Raw genomic sequence first — 21,400 nt, forward strand, 5'->3', positions numbered from 1 at the left:
CTTCCGAATATTGAGACAATTTGACCAGCATGTGGATGCCTTGGCTACCCTGAAAACATGAGCGCATCCACGATTGATCTCGCAGTCATCCCCGGCGACGGCATCGGCCCGGAAGTTACGGCCGAGGCGCTAAAGGTCCTGGAGAAGGCCGCCGCCGCCGAAGGCATCGACCTGAAGCAGACCCACTACAAGCTCGGCGCCCAGCACTGGCTGGAGACGGGGGAGACGCTGCCGGCAGAAACCCTCGCCGACCTCCGTACCCGGGACGCCATTCTCTTTGGCGCGGTGGGAGCCGCCCCCGGCGACACCCGGATCCCCTCCGGGATCATCGAACGCGAACTGCTGCTCAAGCTGCGCTTTAGCCTGGACCACTTCGTGAATCTGCGCCCCTCCCGGCTGTACGCCGGCGTCGGCAGCCCGCTCGCGAACTCGGGCAACATCGACTTCATCGTGGTCCGTGAAGGCACCGAGGGGCCGTACGTCGGCAACGGCGGGACGCTGCGGGCCGGCACCCCGCACGAGGTGGCCACCGAGGTCTCGCTGAACACCGCCCACGGTGTGGAGCGTGTGGTCCGGGATGCCTTCCGCCGCGCCAACGAGCGCCCGCGCAAGAAGCTGACCCTGGTGCACAAGCACAACGTCCTGGTCTTCGCCGGGCACCTCTGGAAGCGGACCGTGGAAGCAGTGGCGCAGGAATTCCCCGAGGTCAGCCACGACTACCTGCACGTGGATGCTGCCACGATCTTCATGGTCACCGACCCGGCGCGCTTCGACGTCATCGTCACGGACAACCTCTTCGGTGACATCCTCACTGACCTTGCCGCCGCTATCACCGGCGGCATCGGCCTCGCAGCCTCGGGCAACATCAACATGGACCGCACCGCGCCGTCCATGTTCGAGCCGGTCCACGGATCGGCGCCGGACATTGCCGGCCAGCAGAAGGCCGACCCCAGCGCGGCCATCCTGTCCGCAGCGCTGTTGCTGGACCACCTGGGCTACGCAACTGCGGCACGGAAGATCGAGGCGGCCGTCGCCGCCGACGTCGAAAGCCGGGACGGCAGTTACCGGAGCACCGCCGCCATCGGCGACGCGATCGCCGCCGCCCTCTGACACCCGGGCGTAAGCTTGTTGCGAATCACCAAAATGCTGCCGTGGTCCGAGGATGAACCACGTTCATACACCAGGCAGCCGACCGTGGAGGAACCATGACCCAGACTGCCCATGGCGTCGAATTCAGCCAGCGGCTCTCGGCAACCCCGAAGTCCGCTGAAGAACGTGCAGCCATCCTGGCCAACCCGGGATTCGGCGACCATTTCACCGACCACACCGCGATCGTCGACTACAGCGTCGACGCCGAGGGCAAAGGCGGCTGGCACGATCCGCGGATCGAACCCTACGGTCCCATCATGCTTGATCCTTCCGCAGCAGTCCTTCACTACGGCCAGGAGATCTTCGAAGGGCTCAAGGCCTACCGCCACGCCGACGGCTCCATCTGGACGTTCCGGCCCGAAGCCAACGCCGCGCGCCTGAACAAATCTGCGCGCCGGCTCGCCCTCCCGGAGCTGCCGGAGGAATACTTCCTTACCGCCATCCGCGAGCTCGTGTCCGTGGACCGGGAATGGGTTCCTTCCGGCGACGGCGAGGCCCTCTACCTGCGCCCCTTCATGATCGCTACCGAGGCCTTCCTGGGCGTCCGGGCTGCCCGCGAAGTGTCGTTCCGCGTCATCGCCTCTCCGGCCGGCAACTACTTCGGCGGCGAACTGAAGCCGGTTTCCATCTGGATCTCCCGCGAATACGCCCGTGCCGGCCGCGGCGGCACCGGCGCCGCCAAGTGCGGCGGCAACTATGCGGCCTCCCTCATTGCGCAGCAGGAAGCCGAGGCGCACGGCTGCAAGCAGGTCCTGTTCCTGGACCAGTTCAACGACAACGCCGTCGAGGAACTCGGCGGAATGAACGTCTTCTTCGTGATGAAGGACGGCTCGCTGGTGACCCCCGCGCTGTCCGGGACCATCCTGGAGGGCGTCACCCGCTCCTCCGTGATGCAGGTCGCCCGGGACATGGGCCGCGAGGTCACCGAGCGCAAGATCACCCTGGATGAGTGGCGCGACGGCGTCGCCTCCGGCGAGATCACCGAGGTCTTCGCCTGCGGCACCGCAGCCGTCATCACCCCGATCGGCGTGCTCAAGGACGATACCGAGTTCATCGGCTCCGAGGACGCCAAGGCCGGCGAGACCACCATGGCCATCCGCCAGCAGCTGCTCGGCATCCAGACCGGGACCGTGGAGGACACGCACGGCTGGCTGACCCGCCTGGCGTAGCCCGCAGCAACAAGTACGACGGCGGTCCGCACCTTCGGGTGCGGGCCGCCGCAGTTTGCGGCCGCCAGCCAACACACCCTTAAGGTCCGGAAGTCCCTGTTTTCCTGCCGGCCGCAGCGCCACACTGGAGCCATGACTGGGCTGATACAGGTTCTGGGCATCGTTTTCGGGATCGTCCTGATCGCCGTCGGCATCCTGGAGTCGTTTTTCTTCCGTGACCAGCGGTTCTACCGGCTCTTCCTGATCGAACCGGAAGACGTCGCGGCGGTGCGGATGTGGACCTTCAACCTCGGCTTCTACAACATGATCTGGGGCGTGGGCGCGATTATCGGTGCGCTCATGCTGACCGGTGCGGAGCCGGCGGCCGGCCGAACCCTCCTGTTATTCACCGCCGTCGGCCACGTCCTGCTGGGCATCATTCTGGTCCTGTCCGAGCGCCGGCTCTGGGCCAGCGCCATCGCCGAGGCCCTTCTGCCCGCCGTCATTGTCGTCCTGCTGCTCCTTTGAGCGTCCCCGGTGGGAAGATGGAAGAGTGATTCCCGATGATGCCCGCGCCCTGGTCCGCAGCACCGAGCTGACGCGGTTCCGCCTTGCCCCGAACCCGGGCCCGATGAGCCTGCACGGCACCAACTCCTACGTGGTGGCGGCACCTGGCTCGGCCGGCGTCGTGGTGGTGGATCCGGGACCCCTCGACGAAGACCACCTGCGCGAACTGACCCAGTACGGCGCCGTCGAACTGATCCTCATTACGCACCGCCACGCCGACCACACCGCGGCCGCGGCACGCTTCGCCGAACTCACCGGAGCCCCCGTCCGCGCCGCAGACCCCGCACACTGCCACGGGGGAGAGCCGCTTCGGGAGGGCGAGGTGCTGCATGCCGCCGGGGTGGAAATCCGTGTGCTGGCGACCCCTGGCCACACCTCCGACTCGGTTTGCTTCCACCTGCCCCAGGACGGAGCCCACGGCGCCGTCCTCACCGGGGACACGATCTTAGGCGTCGGCACCACCGTCCTGGATTACCCCGACGGCAAGCTGGGGGACTACCTCGAGTCCTTGGACCGGCTGGAAAGCCTGGGTCCGGCCACCGTCCTGCCCGCCCACGGCCCCATGCTTCCGGCGCTGGACAGCATCGTTCGCGCCTACCGGGACCACCGGCAGGACCGCTTGGCCCAGATCCGCGCCGCCCTCGCCGGGCTCGGAGCGGAGGCGGGCGTCGAAGAAGTGGCCGACGCCGTCTACGCCGCCGTCGACCCGGCTGTCCGGCCCGCGGCGGAACTGTCCGTCGCCGCACAACTCGATTACCTGCGCTCACATGGCCCCTCCTGAAACGAGCAGCCCGGGCCTTGCCGCCTGAGACGGTACGCTAGGAACCATGCGTATCGCCCGGTTTGTAGTCGATTCTGATCCCATGTACGGCATTGTTGAGGGCCAGCCCGGCAGTGAGGAAGTCACTGTCATCAATGGCGACCCCTTCTTCCACGGTGTGGAGCGGACCGCCGTCAAGCACAAGCTGGAGGACGTCCGCCTCCTCGCCCCGATCATCCCGCGCAGCAAGGTCATCGGCGTCGGGCGCAACTTTGTGGAACACGCCCGCGAGCTCGGCAACGAGGTGCCGGCGCAGCCGCTGCTCTTCCTCAAGCCCAACACCTCGGTGATCGGCCCCAACGATCCGATCATCCTGCCGGAGTTCTCCGAGGAGGTCTCCTTCGAAGCCGAGCTGTGTGTCGTGATCGGCCGGATCTGCAAGGACGTCCCGGAGGAGCGCGTCGACGACGTCGTCTTCGGCTACACCTGCGGCAACGACCTCACCGCCCGGGACGTCCAGAAGACCGACCTGCAGTGGGCACGGGCGAAAGGCTTCGACACCTCGGCGCCGCTGGGCCCGTGGATCGAGACCGAACTGGACACCGAGGACCTGCAGATCCAGGGCCGGCTTAACGGCGAGCTCCGCCAGGACGGCAGCACCAGCCAGATGATCCGCGGCGTCCGCGAACTCGTTTCCATCGTCTCGCAGGCCTTCACCCTGCTCCCCGGCGACGTCATCATGACCGGCACCCCGGCCGGCGTCGGCCTGGTCAAGGCAGGAGACCGGTTCGAGGTCGAGATCGAGGGCATCGGCCGCCTCTCCAACCCGGTGGTCCGCCGCTAACCGCCCAGCGCGGAACAAAACCGCGCCGATTTCGGACAGCCGCACCGTGGACCCACGGTGCGGCTGTCCGTTTCCGCAGCGGAATCCGACGGCGGGCACGCGGTAAAGTTGGTACCACTATGACTACTCCTTCTGCGCCCGACGCCGCCTCCAGCACCGCCACCACGGAAATGACCCGTGAAGTCACCGCCGAAACCCCGGTCCGCGTCCGGTTCTGCCCGTCGCCGACCGGCACCCCGCACGTCGGCTTGATCCGCACGGCCCTCTTCAACTGGGCCCACGCGAAGCACACCAAGGGCACCTTCGTGTTCCGCATCGAGGACACGGACGCGGCACGCGACTCGGAGGAGAGCTACCAGCAGCTGCTCGAGGCGCTCAAGTGGCTCGGCATCAGCTGGGAAGAGGGCGTGGAAGTGGGCGGCCCGCACGAGCCGTACCGCCAGTCCCAGCGCCTGGACCTCTACAAGGACGTCGTGGCCAAGCTCCTGGAGACCGGCTACGCCTACGAGTGCTACTCGTCCCCGGAGGAAGTCGAAGCCCGCCACCGCGCCGCCGGCCGCGACCCCAAGCTGGGCTACGACAACTTCGACCGGAACCTATCCGAGGAACAGCTCGCTGCGTTCAAGGCCGAGGGCCGCAAGCCCGTGCTGCGCGTGCGGATGCCCGACGAGGACGTCACCTTCACCGACATGGTCCGTGGCGAGATCACCTTCAAGGCCGGCAGCATCCCCGACTACGTGATCGTCCGTGCCGACGGTTCGCCGCTCTACACCCTGGTCAACCCGGTCGACGACGCCCTGATGGGCATCACGCACGTGTTGCGCGGCGAGGACCTGCTCTCCTCCACGCCCCGCCAGGTCGTCCTGATCCGCGCGCTCATGGAGATCGGCGTCGCCAGCTACCTGCCGGTCTTCGGGCACCTGCCGTACGTCATGGGGGAGGGCAACAAGAAGCTCTCCAAGCGCGACCCACAGTCCAACCTCTTCCTGCTCCGGGACCGCGGCTTCATTCCCGAAGGCCTGCTGAACTACCTGTCCCTGCTGGGCTGGAGCCTCTCCGCGGACGAGGACATCTTCACCGTTGAACAGCTGATCGAAAACTTCGACGTCAATGACGTGCTGGCCAACCCGGCCCGCTTCGACATCAAGAAGGCCGAAGCGATTAACGGCACGCACATCCGCATGCTGGACCCGGAGGACTTCCGCGGCCGCCTGGTTCCCTACCTGCAGTCCGCCAGCCTGGTCGGGGAGCAGCTGAGCGCCCGTGAGGAGGAGATCCTCGCGGAAGCAGCGCCGCTGATCCAGGAGCGCATCTCGCTGCTCGGCGAAGCGCCTGAGATGCTGGCCTTCCTGTTCAAGGCCGACGACGCGATCGACGTCGCCGACGACGCCCGCAAGGGCCTCCCGGAGAACCTGACCGAGGTGCTCGACGCGGCCCTCGCGGCGCTGGAACCCGTGGCCGACTGGACCGCGGACAACATCCAGGCCGCCCTCAAGGAGGCCCTGGTGGAAGGCCTGGGCGTGAAACCGCGCCTGGCGTTCGGCCCGGTCCGCACGGCCATCTCCGGGCGCCGGATCTCGCCGCCGCTGTTCGAGTCCATGGTCATCCTGGGCAAGGATTCGTCCCTGGCCCGCCTGCGCGCGTTCCGCGGCTGATGAACGGCGGGTCCGGGTCCGGCAGCGGGATCCTCGCCGCCGGTCTGGACGGCATCCGCGGGGTGCTGTTCGACATCGACGACACCCTCGTGGACCTCGAGTTCGCGATGACGACCGCCCTGCGGGATGTCAGCGAACACCTCCTTCCCGGTCTCGATGAGGCCGGCTGGGAGCGGTTCGGGCGCATCTTCACGCGGGAGACGACCCATTTCTACGACCGCTACCTGGCCGGCGAACTGAGCTTCAACGAACAACGGCTGCTGCGCGGCCGGGCCGCGCTGGGGCACTTCGGCGTCGAACTCGAGGAGGGCGAGCAGGCCCACCACTGGGTGAGCTCCTACGCCAGCCGCCAGCACAGCTACATCCGTGCCTTTGACGACGTGGCGCCGCTGCTGGACGCGCTCGACGCCGCCGGCGTTCCGTACGGGGCGGTGAGCAACAATGTGCACGACTACCAGCGGGTGAAGCTTGACGCCGCCGGGCTGGGGCGCATCGGCGTCCTCGTGGGCACGGACACGGTCGGCGTGCCCAAGCCGGATCCCGCGATCTACCTCGAAGGGGTGCGCCGGCTCGGAACCGGCGCCGGCGAAACGCTGTATGTCGGCGACAACCGGCTTCTCGACGCGGAAGGCTCGACGGCGGCGGGCCTGCTGGGCGTGTGGCTGAACCGCGGCGGGGAGCCCGCCGCAGGCTTCTCCGGGCGCGAGATCGGTTCGCTGCTGGAGCTGCTGGCGTGAGCTTGCCGGCGCCTGTCGCCACAACAAAACGGCCCCGCCGGAGGATCCAATCCTCCGGCGGGGCCGTCTGCGTGACGGGCTAAGCCGCTTCCTGCGCGAGACGCCGTTCTTGTGCCAGTCGCCGGTTCCGCAGCGCCAGGTAGGCGCCCACGGCGCCCAGTCCGAGGAGCGCCACGAGACCCAGGGCCACTGCCACGTCAGCCTTGATCATGTTCGACGGCGACACCGCAGCTGCGCTGGAGTACAGCGTTCCGGTGCCTGCCGCCAGCCGGGCGTTCCCGTCGGCGAGCTTGCCGGCGCCGGTGGACAGCTGGGTGGAGCCCGAGGCCAGCTTGGTGCTGCCCTCGGAGAGCTGCGATGCTCCGCTGGCGAGGGCCGTGGAGCCCTTCAGCAGGCCGGGGTTGGCCGGATCCGCGGGGTCCCCGGCAATTCCGGTGTGCAGCGCCTGCGTGCCGTCCGCCAGCCGGGAGGTTCCATCAGTCATCCTGGCGGTGGCCTTGAGCAGGCCGGGGTGTTCGGGATCGCCCGGAACGCCGTCCATGCCGACCCGGATCTTGGCTGTGCCGGCGGCCAGCAGTTCGGTGCCCAGGACGACGCCGGGGCTGTTGGGATCGCGGCTGTTGAGTTTGCCGGCCAGGGTGGCGAATCCGGCCGTCAGCTTCCCGGTTCCGGCGTGGAGCTGGCCCGCTCCGGTGTTCAACTGGGCGCTCCCGGCCTCCAGCTGGCCGGCGCCGGACTGGAGCTGGCCCGCGCCGCCTTGGAGCTGGGACGCGCCGGCATCCAGTCGCTGGGCGCCGGCGAGGATCTTCGCAATCTTGTCCTTGACCACTGCCAGCGGCACGAGCCCCTGGACCGGGTCGTTGGCGGCCGCCTGCAGCAGCTCAAGCGCCTGGGCCAGCGCGGCGGTTCCGGTGCCGGCTTCAGGATTGTTGTTCGCTCCGCGGTAGCCCTTCAGCTGGTTGGTACCGGCCTTCAGCTGGTCGGTCCCGGCTTTCAACTGAGTGGCGCCGGCAGCGAGGCGGCCTGTCCCGTCGGCCAGTTTGGCCGCCCCGGCGTCGAGCTGGGTGGCGCCGTCGGCGAGGTTGTTCGGCGCCGTGCCGGAAGCGGTGGGAGTCAGGGCGGCGGAGAGCTGCACCGCCCCGGCGGCAAGCTTCTGCGCGCCGTCGTCCACCTTGTAGACGCCGGGTGCCAGTTTGTTGTTGACGTCCGTCTGGATCTTGACGGCCCCGGTGGCGAGGCTTTGGGCGCCGGCCTGCAGCTTCTCCGCGCCGGGGGCGAGCTTGTCCGCGATCCCGACCTGGATCTTCGCGGCGCCGTCCGAGAGTTTGCCGGCGCCAACGTCGGCCTGTCCGGCGCCGGTGGCAAGTTTGCCTGCGCCATCCTTCAACTGCTGTGCCCCGGCAGAGGCCAGTCCGGCCCCGTCATTGAGCCTTGCGGATCCGTCCGTGATGCGTCCGGTTACCAGGGTGTAGAACCCCAGTAGCGCGATCAGCAGGAGGGCCAGGATGGCGATGGCGATCTGTTGCGCCCGGGTGCGGGTTGGGACGGTAGCGGCACGACTCTGTGACACGGGTTGTTCCTCTCGACGATCTCGCCGGCAACGGCTCTGCTGCCGGCCCCCCGCAACTGTGATGCAGCTAACATCCAAAATTGGCCGTTATTCTGCCCGCAATTGAGTGGGGGAGAGGGTTGTTACTCGTTGGTAACTTACCGAGCGTAAACTTGGCGGAGCCGGATTGGCAAGGGTTTTTGCGGAGGAATCCCAAAAAGCGAGGCTTGGAAGGGTCGGGAGGGGGTGCTGGCGGGGTGCCAGCCGAGGCGGTTGGCCCGATTTGTGCAAGGGAAAACTCTCGGGTAAAGTAATTACTCGTGCTGAGGCGCCGGGAGCGCGGGTTTCGACCTGCGGAACCGGCCCGAAAGTTCCATTGGGATATGGTGTAATTGGCAACACTACGGTTTCTGGTACCGTCATTCTAGGTTCGAGTCCTGGTATCCCAGCTCTGAATAATCCGCGGATTTCCGCGGTGAATCAGGGGTTCCGAAGCGGCCTGGCCGATTTGGAACACGCGCCGAGTTTATGAAATACTGACTTGGCTTGAATGGCAGAGATGCTGTTTGGAAGTACCTGGCCCCATCGTATAGCGGCCTAGTACGCTGCCCTCTCACGGCGGTAACGCGGGTTCGAATCCCGCTGGGGTCACCATTGAAACGGTCCCGGGCATCAGCCCGGGGCCGTTTTTCGTTGCCACTCCGGCGCCTTGGAAGTCACCGTCTATCGAAGTCCCAACGTCGGCCGCCAAGGCGAAGGCACCACCACTGGCGGAAAAGGCACAACCGTTGGCGGAATAGGTAACGCAGGGCGGTCCGCGGAGGGGGTCGCTAGTGAATTAGGCTAGGCTGGGCCAAGAGGTCGCTGTTGATGGCGATGTGGCGGAGATTCTCTTGCGGGAGGGTTGCTGGGTTGGGTACCGCCCGTTCATGCGACGGTCCGAATCTGGCGCTGCTGGCTTCCGGTCATGAGCGCGGCGTTCCAGCTGCTGGCCGAGTCCCGATGTTGGATGTCTCCTAAGCTCGCGTTGCCCGTCGAAGCCGGTATGCGCGCCGGCCCACCCGAAACACGAGTGAAGATTTTAGTCCGTCACAGCTTTCTCGCGCGCACGAGTTTGCTAGGCATAGGGGGAAGAAATTAAATGAACACTCACTCTCGGATCATGTCCGACGGGGAGATGTTGGAAGTCGCCTTGGAGGAGCTCGACAAGGCTCATGCGGATATTTCCAGACTTCTAAGACTCCACAAGGCAAACGCCGCAGCAGTGTCGGACTTTGTAGATTCGAGGCCCGGCACCCATACGCCGCCCCCGCAAATCGTCCAGTTGACTTCACCGTTCGCCGGCTTGAACGCCTTGACCCGTCCCATGGCTACTAAGGACTACGACACGGCGTTCGTCTGGGCTACCGCCTTGCGGAAGCGTCTGAAGGAGAACGCGCCATTCATTCGGGCGCTACGGGACCTCCAGGGAAAGCGGGGCGAAATAAGCGACGCGCTCCTCCTCACCTATGAAGCTGCAAGGTTGGACCGGAGCGTTGATCCGAGAGGTATCCGCAGGCTTGAGGGAAGGCTCAGGGAGCTGTCCGGATGGACACCGGCCATTCCTGGTGGACGGGTACCGGTAACGGACCCCATTGAGGGCCGCATCCTCCACCTCGTCAAGGAAAGCCGGCCATATCTCTCGAATGGTTTTACATCGCGCAGCCACCGGAACTTCGTTGCTGAGTCGAAGGCTGGCCTCGAGCCGATTGTTGTCACCGAACCCGGATTCCCACGGACGCTCGATGTCGGGCGATTCCAAAGTTCCGAGCACGTTGATGGTGTACGGCACGTCCGTCTGGACGTGGGCGAGATCGACTACGCCGGGATGCCCGTTGATGAATTTTTGCAGATGTTTGCCCAACTCGCATACGAAGAGGTCCTCCGATACCGTCCTTCGGTTATCCACGCGAGCTCAGGCCGAAGAGGCTATGACACAGCGCTAGTCGGCCTGGCCCTGCAGGAGAAGACCGGCCTGCCGCTGGTTTACGAGGTTCGTTCGTTTTTCGAAGGAAATTGGACCGGAGACTTGGAGTGGGAGTCTCAAGGGGAAACGTTTGCGCGCCGTATGTGGGTCGAAGAGATGTGTATGCACCGCGCCGATCGAGTGCTGACGATTGGCGAGGCAATGAAAGACGAATTGATCAGCCGTGGAATCCCAGCTGCCAAAATCGGGATAATACCAAACGCGGTGGACGCTGATGGGTTTAGTCCCCGCGAGCGTTCGATTGAACTGTCCGATCGCTACGGCATCGGTAGCCACCCCACCTTCGGATACGTATCAAACATGGACCACTACAGGGAATCCCAGGAGACGCTCATCCAGGCCTGTCGGTTCCTCAAGGACGCCGGCTCCGAAGCTCGGTGCGTGCTGGTAGGGGGAGGCCCCCGGAAGGAGACGCTTATTGAATTGGCGGCGAAACTGGGCGTGTCTGACCGTGTAATTTTCACCGGGCCGGTGGACCACAACGCCATAGCCGACTACTACTCCCTGATAGACATTTTCGTGGTACCGCGGATTGCCGAGCGCGCAGCAACGTATGTGACTCCGCTTAAGCCATTTGAAGCCATGGCCCTTCGGAAACCGGTAGTAGTGAGCGACCTGCCTGCTCTCCTCGAAATCGTCGAACCCCCGCTGAGAGGAGTAACGTTCCCTGCCGGCGATGCCCGCGCGCTGTCAACCTTGCTCCTTGGCTTGTTTGACGACCCTGCTGACTGCGAACGTATGGCAACCGCCGGCCTCGACTGGGTTCGCTCTCACAGGACTTGGGATAGCAACGGGGAACGCTACGTCAATGAATTCGCAGGTCTGTATGAAGGAGCCGCGTCACGTGAAAATTGAATACCGGAGTTTTACTGCGAACCCACAGTCACCGGCATCAGAGCTGCTGGCCGCATATTCGTCCTTGGCAAACGGCGAAGAAAAGCCACATTTGCTGGGTTACACCCCAGTTGCTCGTATGAATCCCTACCAAGCACTGCTCTATCGTCGATTCGGTACAGCTGGGATTGCCGTGGCACCAATTCTCAAGCCGGAGAGTTTTCGCGGCCTACTGGATTTCAGCAGGATGGCGCGCACCACCACCCTGCACCTTCACTGGAACTCCTGGATGACCCTGGGTGCGGTCGAGGAAGACCGCGCCCGTGCTATCGGCCTAGGGATGGCGGGCCGTCTGGAGCGGCTACGCGAAAAGGGCGCCAATGTCATATGGACAGTCCACAACGTCTACCCTCATGATGCCATTCACGTAGATGTCGAGCTTGAGGTCCAGCAGCGTGTGGCGGATGCGGCCAACATCGTGCACGTGATGTCGGAGAGCACGGTAGATGCCATGGACGGATATTTGAAGCTCGACCGCGAAAAGATCGTCGTGGCTCCCCATCCCAGCTATAAGGGCGCCTACGTGGATGTCGTCACCCGGGAAGAAGCCCGGGCCATGCTCGGTCTGGGCCCTGATGAGGTGGTGTTCCTGTTATTTGGTGCCCTGAAGGCCTACAAAGGCCTGGAACGGCTAATGAATGCTGTGGACATCATGGCATCGTCGTCTCCGGGTTTTAGATTTCGACTATTAGTCGCTGGGGGGTCGGATAACAGCCCTCCCGTTAGAGACTTCATCAAGCGGGCACTCGTTCACCCGAATGTACTTATCGAAAGCAACAAGATCCCGAACGACAGGGCACAGTACTTCCTCCGTGCTGCGGACATTGGCCTTGTCAACTACGAACGCACGCTCAATAGCGGGGCCGCCCTCCTCTACGGAACCTTTGACCTGCCCGTGGTGGCAGCCGATACACCCACATTCCGCGAGGGCTTGGACACAAAGTCCACGGAATTCGTTGAGGACGGCTCGGCCGATTCGTTTGCGCGAGCGATGATAGCCTCCGTACGTCTCAGAGGCAGCACCCACGTCCAGGAGTCTCTTGCCGCACATATTCAACGGCTTGATCCAGATCTAGTGAGCGAGGACTTCGCGAGGAACCTTCTGGCCCGCCTTGAGTAGCCTAAGCACGATTACCTATCTGGGCCCGGCAGAGGTCGCAGATGCGGTTGGCCAGGTAATATCTCAGGTCGCAGGCTCGCCTAAGTTGGCCTGAATCGCAGATCTGCTCTTTGGAAAGCGCTAGGCAGCACCAACCACCAGCCCAGAAACGCATCACTCTGCACGCCGGCTCACATCCCGGGCAGCGGTCGCCCGGTAGGGCGGCCCTGCAATCCAGACACCGGTAGCGCTGCTTGCCCGTCGCGGTTCAGCGAAAGCTGTGGGAAGATTCGAACTGTGATTAGAATCCGAACTCGCGAAATCGCCAGGGGTAGCTCCCCGCAACCACCCAATTGGCGCGATTCGGAGAGAGTCCTCATGAATTAGACGTTCTCGGGCGCGGACTATGGAACCGATGACGAGGGAGAGCCCTGGGACTATCTGGCCATACTAGTGGGGTGAGTTGGGACGTATTTGCGCGGTCTCTTGCGGATTGGAGCCGCCATGGCAAACAAGTTAGTGGTACGGCGAGTGACAGGTGTGTTGTGCATCCTCACCGTTTGTCTTGGCCTGCTCGTCGGCGGTCAGCAATTTGGAATGGCGGTCACGGGGACGTGGACTGCAGTTAGCTCGGCGGTGGCCAAAGGGCTTGGCCTAGAAGGGATTGCCCCGGCAGACAGGGACTCCTTCGCGCTGAACCCGAAGGATTCGCCCTTTGAAGCAATGGGCGACGGGGTGACAGACGACACCGCCGCACTCCAGGCCTGGCTCAATGCCGGCGGTGTGCGTCTCGCAGACGGCACGTACCGCATCAGTCGGGGTCTTACGTTGGCGGGCGACAATAGGCACTTCTTGGCCACTAACGCGAAGATCCTCGCTGTGGGAACCAACATCACGGCGCTTACGGTGACCGGCAAGAACACCACTATTCGCGCCAATATCGACGGCAACAACAAGGCAGCCTTCGGCCTGAAGGTGACTGGCGCCGGGGCGGTTGTCGAAGATGGCCGTTACGAGAACTTCCGATCAGCAAACCAGTCCGCACGGGCAATAGACGTGACCACCACAGGCGGCGTCACGGTCCGCAACAACGTAGTCCGCAATGTTGTCAGCATCGGCGACAACAGGATCGGCAACGGCCCGGGTTTCGCCCGAGGCATCGGACTCAACGCAAGGTCGGCGGCAACCGCCGTTTCGGTCATCTCTAGTAACCGGATAGAGAACATCGCCGGCGAGGAAGGTGATGCAATCCACGTGCTGTTCGTCGACGGCAGGCTTCCATTCGAATCGGGCAAAGTGTCGATCAGGGATAACCAAATCCGCAACGTCTCTCGGCGCTTCATCAAGGTTCAGGCATCAGACGTAGTTGTTGAGCGCAACAGGCTTAGTTTCGATCTGGCCGAAGTGCCCGCCAACCCTAGCTCGGCAATCGACGTGATCCAGTCCGATTACGTCCAGGTGATCGGTAACCAAATAAACCCCAACCTCGTAGGCAGTGGAATTGCTGTCAACGGATCTTCCACAGCACCCCTTCGCGGTATCGAAATACGAGGCAACGTTGTGCGACAGAAGGCTACGAAGAAAGCAGCCAGCATCTATCTCAAATGGACCAGATCCCCGAACATCGTGAACAACGCAGTCTACGGCGGGGGCGCAGCAGTCCTGATCGGTTCATCCACGAACGCACACGTATCCGGAAATACGCACGGCCGCGGGGTTTCGTCCTCCCCCTAGAATGCTGTGCCGTCCTGCTACGAAGCATCGGGCCAGCTCGGGTTCCTAAACGACTGCGTTGCTCATGAATAACCCTGCTGTCCGTGAGTGAGTATCGACGAATCGTCGACTGCAGTTTAGGTGCGAAGGAAGCCGGGCGCACAGTTTCCACCTTGGACGGCACCTGGCTTTTCCGGACAGTGCGGCGGTACTCGTCGGTGTCCCGCTCTGAGTAGGTGGCGTTTTTTCGTTGACCCCATCGGCCCGCAGGTGATCGGGATCAGAAGTTGTATCAGCGATCCGAATGTGACTTGACTCGGCCAGCGCTTTAGGACGGCAACGGCGTCCCGTTGAGCCGGATCCTGCCGCCGTCATCCTGCCGCCACCATCCTGCGGTCCTCGAGACTGTGGAGGTGCGGATGATTTTTGAGGGCGACGTCCTCGGTGCAGATTGGGTAGAGCGTCATTCGTACCTAAGTGTCGGGAGCGCGTGTCGTGACCCCGCCCGCCAAGCATTAGCCGCGGTACGAGGTGCCCCCACCAAAATGGCGGGGGTGTCTGTCCGGTCTAGCGGCATATACCAAGCCGAGCCAGAAGATTCGTAGTGACCGCCCGCACATCAAGCGGCCAGGCCTTGTCGGTCTTGAAATACGGCATAGACTCTGGCCCGGGGTAAGACCCTGCGTTTGGAAGTTCGGGGACCGCCGGGCCCTTGGCCCAGGCCACGTACTTCTTTACCACCTTGGCGGGCTGGCCGACGGCAACGCAATGCGGCGGGACAGGCGTGCTGGCAGTAACCATGGACCTCAATCCGACAATGGAGCCGTCGCCAATCCTGGAACCAGGTAGTGCTACGGCATCCTTAGCCATCCACACGCGGTTTCCCACTCGAATGTCGCGCCCGAAATTGATGCGCTTCCGGGTCCTCAAATCATAGATAGGGTGCTGGTCCCATGTACGCAGTTGGGTTCCGGACGCGAACAGGCAGTCGTCGCCCACTGTGACCGTTGCACCATCGAAAACCACTACCTCAATGTTCCCGGCACACGCCACATCTTCTCCGAAGGTTATCGATCCCTCGCCGACGCCCATTGCGCCGCGTATGATCGACCGCTTACCGATACGGACGACGCTGCCGTCGTGTGAAAACGTCATGCCGCCGAAGAACTGGGCATCTTCCTCGAAGATGACGGTGCAGTTGCTGGCATTAAACGTGATAGATGATTTGCCAGGAGGGTTGACGGGGGAGCCGACGATTCGGTTGCCCCTGCCGTCGGTCTGGGGGATCAGGTTCTGGATAATAGGCACCAGCCGATAGTATCAATGGCGATATGTGTGTCTGCCGGCCTGTACCGGTTGGCTGTCCAACTCTAGTAGGGGTATGCATTGCTTTTTGTCGGCCACACCCGTTTCAGTCTCTTCAACCCGGATTCGCCCTCTTGGAAGGCGTCGAACGGTTCGACTTTCACAGACCGAGAGCAATACAAGAGTCACCTCTACGATCCGGAGCGCCTTGATCTGCGGACGGACATTTTTGTCAACCAGTCTCTCCCCCAGATTGCCTTGGCCTCCAAAGGGCACGAGGTTCGGCACCTCGTGATGTACTCCGAAAGTCTTCCTCGCAAGTATCAGCGAGCGCTGGAGCGGGCCGCAGACGAGTACCCATTTCTGGTGTTGGATTGTCGGTCGTCGGATAAGCCGCCGACCGAGCCCAGCCATGTTGCGGAGCAGGTCTTGCGTCACACGCAGGGTGACCCTCAGCAAGCGTTCGGGATCTATCGACTCGATGATGATGATCTACTGCCAGTGAGCTACTTCGACCAGATGTCTGCGTACGTGCGTCTTGATAATGTTGGGATGCAAATCTCTCTGGGGGAGGGGATGACGGCGCTCTTCATAGACGGTAGCTTCTGGAACGCGCGGAAGAGCTATTGGCCGATGTTTTCGGCCGGGCTAATGAACGTATGCCGCTTTGATGACGAGGGTCGACTGATCGGTCCCAAGAACGCGCCACACAACACATCAGACAGAACTAACCCGGTGATCCTCGATTCACGAGCGGTGGGTTTCTTTTGGACGCGGCATGCCAGTCAGGACACCGCACTCGCTTATGGTAGCCACTCCGTGGCGGAGGTGATGGAGCAGGTCCTGGCCGACATGAGGCGGTTTCCTCTCCTGCGGGACTTCGGAATCCTCCATGAAGAGTTTCCCGTGCTCCAAGGCAAAGTATCTCTAGAACCAAGACCAGGGATGAAGCGGAACGTCCTAGTCAGCGAGCCGACCGAGTTGGACGATCGTGGAGTCCGGCTGCCTGTCCCCAATTTGTCCGGGCAGTTCGAGCTCGGCATCGACATAGATTGCTCCCCGGACGCGGTTCCGGGCAATGCCCTCTTCAGCCTGGACCTTGAGCGTGCGGACGGAACGACTCTAGACCCTGCCCAGATCAAGGACCTACTTGCAGCCCAAGGCGTTGCGCTTTCGGGGAATCGAGCGATTGGATTCTTCCGATACATTCATACAGCGGCCGGCCCGAACCAAGTGTCCTATCGGGTTGGCTTGCCTGAAGGAGTGGTCTGCAAGGAGATATGGCTCCGGCGGTGGAAGAAGTCAGACACGGTGATTTCTCTGAACAGCGCCGCGCTGGTTAGTAGTTAGGGAGCTTGTAGGGTCCCTCCGGATAACCACGGAAGGGCGTCTTTTCGACCTCTACCCTGGCTGCGTTTGCTGACGCGCAAGACCCTGGCTGCCACGAGGAAGTCCGCGGAATTCACACCGTAGGCCCGGTTACCGCGCTGGGACGATAGCCGCGGTAGGTCGGTTGTCAGGAAGACGGTCTGCTTGCCGGAACCTCGGGTAGGTCAGGGACTTAGGTCTTTTACGAGTCCGGACCCGAAGTGGGAACGAGCCAGTTCCTGTCGTGCGCAAGCCGAAGCGCCTGTGGCCCGGGCCCGGTGTTACAACCCGAGCAGCCGTTTTGCCTCCGGTGGGCTTCTCCGGAATCGGCGCGTTCCCGTTGCTGTCAAAGGAGCTTGGGCTTTCGACGTCCCGGGGGATTTGACCATATTCGCGTCATCGACGACTGATATCCCGTGACATCGATTGCACCCAGGTCTTGGGACCGGAAGTGCTTTGTTTACGGCCGGTAGCGGCGGCACGATTGATGGCGACCTCTGCGAGGACTTCGCGGGGGCCATGAGCGACGGCCGAGACGTCGGCCATCGCACGAGCAGGATGATGCGTTTGTGATTGTGGTCCCTGCCGATGCCGAGGTGTCGGAGGCGTCCGGCGTGGTGCACTGTGACTTTGCTGGCGGCGTCGCCACGGCTAGTGCGGATCCGCCAATCCTATTCGTGGGCGGCGAAGGCTGTCGCGGTCTTGGGGTTGCTTCGTAGGCCTCGGATGGGGTGCGGCGCGTGAGGGCGCAGAGCGGCAAGTTCGTGGTTTTAGATGTTTCGGAACATGGCTAGGTCCTCGTTCACGTCGGTGATTGTGCGGGCCTCGGGCTGATGCATGAGCCGTCTTTGAAAGTCTGGTGGAAGCGTTGGGTCTTGCGCTGACTCGCCCAAGACCGTCGCAAATGTCCGAGACACGGGTCGCGTCCCAGCTGTTGTGAATTACCCGCGACATGTGTCGCTGTTTCCCGAGGTCACACACCATTCGGCTCACAAATGCGACGGTTTCGGGCTCAGCCAGGTGCAGTTTTGGTGTCGTCCCGAAGAGCCGGCGGAGGTCCGCCGGCCGCTGCGGACCCGGAAACCCAGTGCAGGTCGGCCCGAATGGCATGATGAGGCTGTGAGCTCTAACGAAAAACCCGGCATTGAAGCACAGAGCCCTGCCGGACAGCAGACCCCCGCCGCACGCCAGGGCGCCGCCGTCGAGCTCCTCGAGGCGGTCCGGCGGGAACTGTCCGCGGTGTCGCTGCCTCTGGCGCTGCCCGGGGCCGATACCGCGCGGCTCGACATCCGCCAGGTCCTGGCCCAGCTGGATGACTACATCTTGCCCCGCTACCGCAGCCTGGATGCGCCGTTGCTCGCCGTCGTCGGCGGTTCAACCGGCGCCGGCAAGTCCACGCTGGTCAACGGCCTGGTGGGCCACCCGGTAACCCGGGCAGGGGCGATCCGCCCGACCACCCGCCAGCCTATTTTGTTGCACTACCCCGGCGACGCTGCATGGTTCGAGGACCAGCGGGTGCTGCCGAGCCTGAGTCGAATCCGCGGAACGGTGGTCGCCGCGCCCTTGCCCGCGCACCAGGCAGGCCCCACCCCGGACGCCGCCGCCATCACCTCCCTGGTGCTCGCCGCGGACCCGGCCGTACCGCAGGGCATCGCCCTGCTGGATGCCCCCGACGTCGACTCCATCTCGGATGACAACCGCCGGCTCGCCGGCCAGCTCCTCGCGGCCGCCGACCTGTGGGTGTTCGTCACCACCGCCAACCGCTACGCCGACGCCGTGCCTTGGCGCCTGCTGCTGGACGCCGCCTCGCGCGACATCATGGTGGCCGTGGTGCTTGACCGCGTGCCGGCGGCGGCAGAGGAGGAGGTCAGTGCGGACCTCCAGGCCATGCTCAGCCGCGAGGGCCTGGGCGCCGCGCGGCTCTTCGTCGTGCCTGAAGTGGCGCTGGACGCCATGGGGATGCTGCCCGTTGATGCCGTGGCGCCGCTGCGCGGCTGGCTCCAGGAACTTGCCGCCGACGCGCCCGGCCGCGCGGCGATTGCCCGCCGGACGCTCAACGGCGCGGTCAAGGCGCTGGGCGGCCGGGTCGACGCCGTTGCGGACGCTGCTGCGGCCCAGCACCGCGCTGCCGGGTTGCTTGCCAAGGACGCCAGCAGCGCCTACGAGGACGCCGTCGGCCGGATCCTCGACGCAACCCGGGACGGCGCCCTGCTGCGCGGTGAAGTTCTGGCCCGCTGGCAGGACTTCGTGGGGACGGGCGAGTTCTTCCGCGTCATGGAGCAGAACATCGGCCGGCTGCGGGACCGGATGGGCGCCTTCTTCCGGGGCGAACCCACCCCGGCCGTGCGGGTGGAAACTGCGATCGAAACAGGCCTGCAGGCTGTCATCCTTGACGAGGCCGCCAATGCCGCCGAAGACGCCGACCAGCGCTGGCGTTCCGACCCGGCCGGCCGCCAACTTCTAGGCACCGATGACCTCTCCGGCACCAGCGAGGGCTTCGCCGACGCCGTGGCCGCCGAGATCCGGGTGTGGCAGGGCAGCCTGATGGAGCTGATCCGGACCGAAGGCCAAGGCAAACGCAGCCAGGCCCGCTGGCTCTCCTTCGGCATCAACGGCCTCGGCGCGGCACTGATGATCGTGGTCTTCTCAATGACCGCGGGCCTGACCGGGCTGGAGATCGGTGTGGCCGGCGGCACCGCCGTCGTGGGCCAGCGCGTGCTCGAAGCCGTCTTTGGCGAGGATGCCGTGCGCCGGCTGGCCAAGACTGCGCGCGAAGACCTGCAGGTACGCTGCCGGCGGCTGTTGCAGGCAGAACAGCAGCGTTTCCTGGCGCGGCTGGAGGTGCCTGACGGAGTGCCACCGGCGGTCCTCGCGGAGCAGGCCGCTGCGCTCGGCCGACTGGCGGCCTCGGCATGAACCGGCACACCGCAGCCAAGCAGGCCTCGCAGCTGCACCGCCGGCTGGAAGCCCTCAACGAGGCCCGGGAACTCGCCGCCGGCGCCCTGCCCGAGGAGACCCTGGACGAGGTGCTCGGGGTCCTGGAGCGGGCGAGTTCCCGGCGCTCGCTCTCGGCGGAGCACACCGTGGTGGGCTTCTTCGGCGCGACCGGCAGCGGCAAATCATCGCTCTTCAATGCCGTCAGCGGCGCGGAAATTGCGACCGCAGCGGCACGGCGACCCACCACCTCCGAGCCGCTGGCCGGCATCTGGGGCGCCGAGGGCAGCGACGGACTGCTCGACTGGCTGGACGTCCGTACCCGGCACCACGCCGCGGCGGTCCCCGGATTCGCCGACGAGACCACCGGGCTGATTCTGCTGGACCTGCCGGACTTCGACTCGACCCGCGCGGAAAACCGGGAGATCGTGCAGCGCATGGTGGGCCTCGTGGATGTCCTGGTGTGGGTGCTGGATCCGCAAAAGTACGCCGACGCCGCGGTGCACAATGACTTCCTAACCCCACTGGCCTCGCACGCAGCCGTCACACTCGTGGTGCTCAACCAGGTGGACCGCCTGCCCGAACATGAGGTCCGGCCGGTGCTGGAATCCCTGAAAGGCATCCTGGCGCGGGACGGCCTGGGCAAAGTACAGGTGCTGGGCGCCTCGGCGGTTGTCGGCACCGGGGTGGACAAGGTCCGGGCCGCCATCCGCCAGGTGGTCATGCAGCGGCTGGCGCTCTCGCAACGGCTCGCCGCGGATGTCGACCGGGCCTCCGCGCGGCTTGCCGAGGCTTCGGGTGCCGGCGAGGCTGCGGGCGTCAAGGGAACCACCCGGGAGCGGCTGGCCGGGGAGTTGGCCGTCGCCGCGAACGTGCCGCTGGTGGTGGACGCCGTGGCGCGCTCCTATCGGCAGGAGGCCACGCGCCGCACCGGCTGGCCGGTGACGCGGTGGCTGGTCCGGTTCCGGCCCGACCCGCTGCGGCGGCTGAACCTACGCCGGACCCAGGCGCGGCCGGAGCTCAACCGGACCTCGCTGCCTCCGGCCGGCGCGCCGGAGCGGGCCCGCACCGACGCTGCTGTGCGGGAATTTGCCGACGCCGCGTCCGACGGCGCCCCGGGGCCCTGGCGCGCCGTCATCCGCGGTGCCGCCCGCGAGGGCAGGGAGCAGCTCCCGGACGCACTGGATCAGGCGATTGCCGGCACCGATCTCAAAGCCGGGCGCAGCTCCTGGTGGTGGACCGCCTTTAATGTGGTCCAGTGGCTGGGGCTTCTCGTCGCGCTCGGCGGCCTGGGCTGGCTGGGGGTGCTGGCCGCGCTGGGCTACTTCCAGCTGCCGGTGCCGGAGATTCCGCGAATCGAGGGCTGGCCCGTCCCCACCATCATGGTGGCCGGGGGAGTGCTGCTGGGCATCGTGCTGGCCCTCGCGGCAAGATTCGTTGCCGGCGCCGCGGCGCGCGCCCGTGCGGCGGACGCCAGGAAGCGGCTCCAGACCGCGGTCGCCGCCGTCGCGGAGGAACTGGTGGTGGATCCGGTGGAACTGGAGATCAGCAGGCTCAAGTCCTTCAACGCCGCCTTGAAATCCGCGGCAGCTCCGCACTAGGAAAAACCGTTGAAATGCTTGCATAAAGCAGCAGATTTCCAGCGGTTGCGC

15 protein-coding genes and 2 tRNA genes are annotated in these 21,400 nt (G+C 64.7%); 15 read left to right on the forward strand and 2 right to left on the reverse strand.

Annotated elements, in window-relative coordinates; translation table 11 throughout:
* Positions 1-57: 57 nt before the first annotated feature.
* The 7 genes from AC1DBD_RS04010 to AC1DBD_RS04040 all read left to right on the forward strand — a co-directional run bounded on the left by AC1DBD_RS04010 (position 58) and on the right by AC1DBD_RS04040 (position 6,860).
* Entirely contained in the window at positions 58-1,110 is a 1,053-nt protein-coding gene (locus AC1DBD_RS04010) for a 3-isopropylmalate dehydrogenase (protein ID WP_476981484.1), read from the forward strand.
* Positions 1,111-1,205: 95 nt separating this feature from the next.
* Positions 1,206-2,318, forward strand: coding sequence for a branched-chain amino acid aminotransferase (locus tag AC1DBD_RS04015; RefSeq protein WP_441417438.1), 1,113 nt, complete (start codon positions 1,206-1,208; stop codon positions 2,316-2,318).
* Positions 2,319-2,450: 132 nt separating this feature from the next.
* Positions 2,451-2,825 carry a DUF1304 family protein gene (locus AC1DBD_RS04020; protein WP_476926339.1) on the forward strand — a complete coding sequence of 125 codons (375 nt, stop codon included), beginning with the start codon at positions 2,451-2,453 and terminating at the stop codon, positions 2,823-2,825.
* Positions 2,826-2,850: 25 nt separating this feature from the next.
* Positions 2,851-3,645: an MBL fold metallo-hydrolase gene (locus AC1DBD_RS04025; protein WP_476908638.1), complete on the forward strand. Its 795-nt coding sequence runs from the start codon at positions 2,851-2,853 to the stop codon at positions 3,643-3,645.
* Positions 3,646-3,691: 46 nt separating this feature from the next.
* Complete coding sequence (locus tag AC1DBD_RS04030; RefSeq protein ID WP_441417441.1) at positions 3,692-4,468, forward strand: fumarylacetoacetate hydrolase family protein; 777 nt, start codon at positions 3,692-3,694, stop codon at positions 4,466-4,468.
* A gap of 119 nt (positions 4,469-4,587) precedes the next feature.
* Complete coding sequence (gltX, locus tag AC1DBD_RS04035; protein WP_476981485.1) at positions 4,588-6,123, forward strand: glutamate--tRNA ligase; 1,536 nt, start codon at positions 4,588-4,590, stop codon at positions 6,121-6,123.
* A complete protein-coding gene (locus tag AC1DBD_RS04040; RefSeq protein WP_441417443.1) occupies positions 6,123-6,860 on the forward strand; it encodes an HAD family hydrolase in 738 nt (245 codons plus the stop codon). Before gltX ends, AC1DBD_RS04040 begins: the two co-directional genes overlap by 1 nt.
* 79 nt (positions 6,861-6,939) lie before the next feature.
* Here the strand turns inward: AC1DBD_RS04040 and AC1DBD_RS04045 are convergent, their stop codons facing one another.
* Complete coding sequence (locus tag AC1DBD_RS04045; protein WP_476917203.1) at positions 6,940-8,430, reverse strand: hypothetical protein; 1,491 nt, start codon at positions 8,428-8,430, stop codon at positions 6,940-6,942.
* Positions 8,431-8,786: 356 nt separating this feature from the next.
* On the opposite strand from AC1DBD_RS04045, the gene AC1DBD_RS04050 reads away from it, so the two are divergent.
* The 5 genes from AC1DBD_RS04050 to AC1DBD_RS04070 all read left to right on the forward strand — a co-directional run bounded on the left by AC1DBD_RS04050 (position 8,787) and on the right by AC1DBD_RS04070 (position 14,162).
* Positions 8,787-8,858: transfer RNA gene (locus AC1DBD_RS04050), tRNA-Gln, on the forward strand.
* Positions 8,859-8,987: 129 nt separating this feature from the next.
* A tRNA-Glu gene (locus tag AC1DBD_RS04055) sits at positions 8,988-9,063 on the forward strand.
* 487 nt (positions 9,064-9,550) lie between these two features.
* A complete protein-coding gene (locus AC1DBD_RS04060; protein WP_476917204.1) occupies positions 9,551-11,290 on the forward strand; it encodes a glycosyltransferase in 1,740 nt (579 codons plus the stop codon).
* On the forward strand, positions 11,280-12,449 hold the full coding sequence (locus AC1DBD_RS04065) for a glycosyltransferase (protein WP_476917205.1): 1,170 nt from the start codon (positions 11,280-11,282) through the stop codon (positions 12,447-12,449). The genes AC1DBD_RS04060 and AC1DBD_RS04065 overlap by 11 nt, the downstream gene beginning before the upstream one ends.
* Positions 12,450-12,932: 483 nt before the next feature.
* Positions 12,933-14,162: a right-handed parallel beta-helix repeat-containing protein gene (locus tag AC1DBD_RS04070; protein WP_476917206.1), complete on the forward strand. Its 1,230-nt coding sequence runs from the start codon at positions 12,933-12,935 to the stop codon at positions 14,160-14,162.
* Positions 14,163-14,708: 546 nt separating this feature from the next.
* Here AC1DBD_RS04070 and AC1DBD_RS04075 read toward each other — a convergent pair.
* Complete coding sequence (locus AC1DBD_RS04075) at positions 14,709-15,449, reverse strand: acyltransferase (protein WP_476917207.1); 741 nt, start codon at positions 15,447-15,449, stop codon at positions 14,709-14,711.
* A gap of 78 nt (positions 15,450-15,527) precedes the next feature.
* Between AC1DBD_RS04075 and AC1DBD_RS04080 the strand changes: the two genes are divergently transcribed.
* The 3 genes from AC1DBD_RS04080 to AC1DBD_RS04090 all read left to right on the forward strand — a co-directional run bounded on the left by AC1DBD_RS04080 (position 15,528) and on the right by AC1DBD_RS04090 (position 21,349).
* Positions 15,528-16,796, forward strand: a complete 1,269-nt coding sequence (locus tag AC1DBD_RS04080) for a glycosyltransferase (protein ID WP_476917208.1) — start codon at positions 15,528-15,530, stop codon at positions 16,794-16,796.
* 1,161 nt (positions 16,797-17,957) lie between these two features.
* Positions 17,958-19,730: a dynamin family protein gene (locus tag AC1DBD_RS04085; protein ID WP_476917222.1), complete on the forward strand. Its 1,773-nt coding sequence runs from the start codon at positions 17,958-17,960 to the stop codon at positions 19,728-19,730.
* Entirely contained in the window at positions 19,727-21,349 is a 1,623-nt protein-coding gene (locus AC1DBD_RS04090) for a GTPase (RefSeq protein ID WP_476917209.1), read from the forward strand. Before AC1DBD_RS04085 ends, AC1DBD_RS04090 begins: the two co-directional genes overlap by 4 nt.
* Positions 21,350-21,400: the final 51 nt, after the last annotated feature.

This window comes from Arthrobacter sp. 10T419, from assembly GCF_056394105.1.

Excerpts from the sequence above, each read along its gene's own strand:
- AC1DBD_RS04010 (WP_476981484.1), top strand. The coding sequence starts at position 58 with ATGAGCGCATCCACGATTGATCTCGCAGTCATCCCCGGCGACGGCATC.
- AC1DBD_RS04015 (WP_441417438.1), top strand. The coding sequence starts at position 1,206 with ATGACCCAGACTGCCCATGGCGTCGAATTCAGCCAGCGGCTCTCGGCA.
- AC1DBD_RS04020 (WP_476926339.1), top strand. The coding sequence starts at position 2,451 with ATGACTGGGCTGATACAGGTTCTGGGCATCGTTTTCGGGATCGTCCTG.
- AC1DBD_RS04030 (WP_441417441.1), top strand. The coding sequence starts at position 3,692 with ATGCGTATCGCCCGGTTTGTAGTCGATTCTGATCCCATGTACGGCATT.
- gltX (WP_476981485.1), top strand. The coding sequence starts at position 4,588 with ATGACTACTCCTTCTGCGCCCGACGCCGCCTCCAGCACCGCCACCACG.
- AC1DBD_RS04040 (WP_441417443.1), top strand. The coding sequence starts at position 6,123 with ATGAACGGCGGGTCCGGGTCCGGCAGCGGGATCCTCGCCGCCGGTCTG.
- AC1DBD_RS04060 (WP_476917204.1), top strand. The coding sequence starts at position 9,551 with ATGAACACTCACTCTCGGATCATGTCCGACGGGGAGATGTTGGAAGTC.
- AC1DBD_RS04070 (WP_476917206.1), top strand. The coding sequence starts at position 12,933 with ATGGCAAACAAGTTAGTGGTACGGCGAGTGACAGGTGTGTTGTGCATC.
- AC1DBD_RS04090 (WP_476917209.1), top strand. The coding sequence starts at position 19,727 with ATGAACCGGCACACCGCAGCCAAGCAGGCCTCGCAGCTGCACCGCCGG.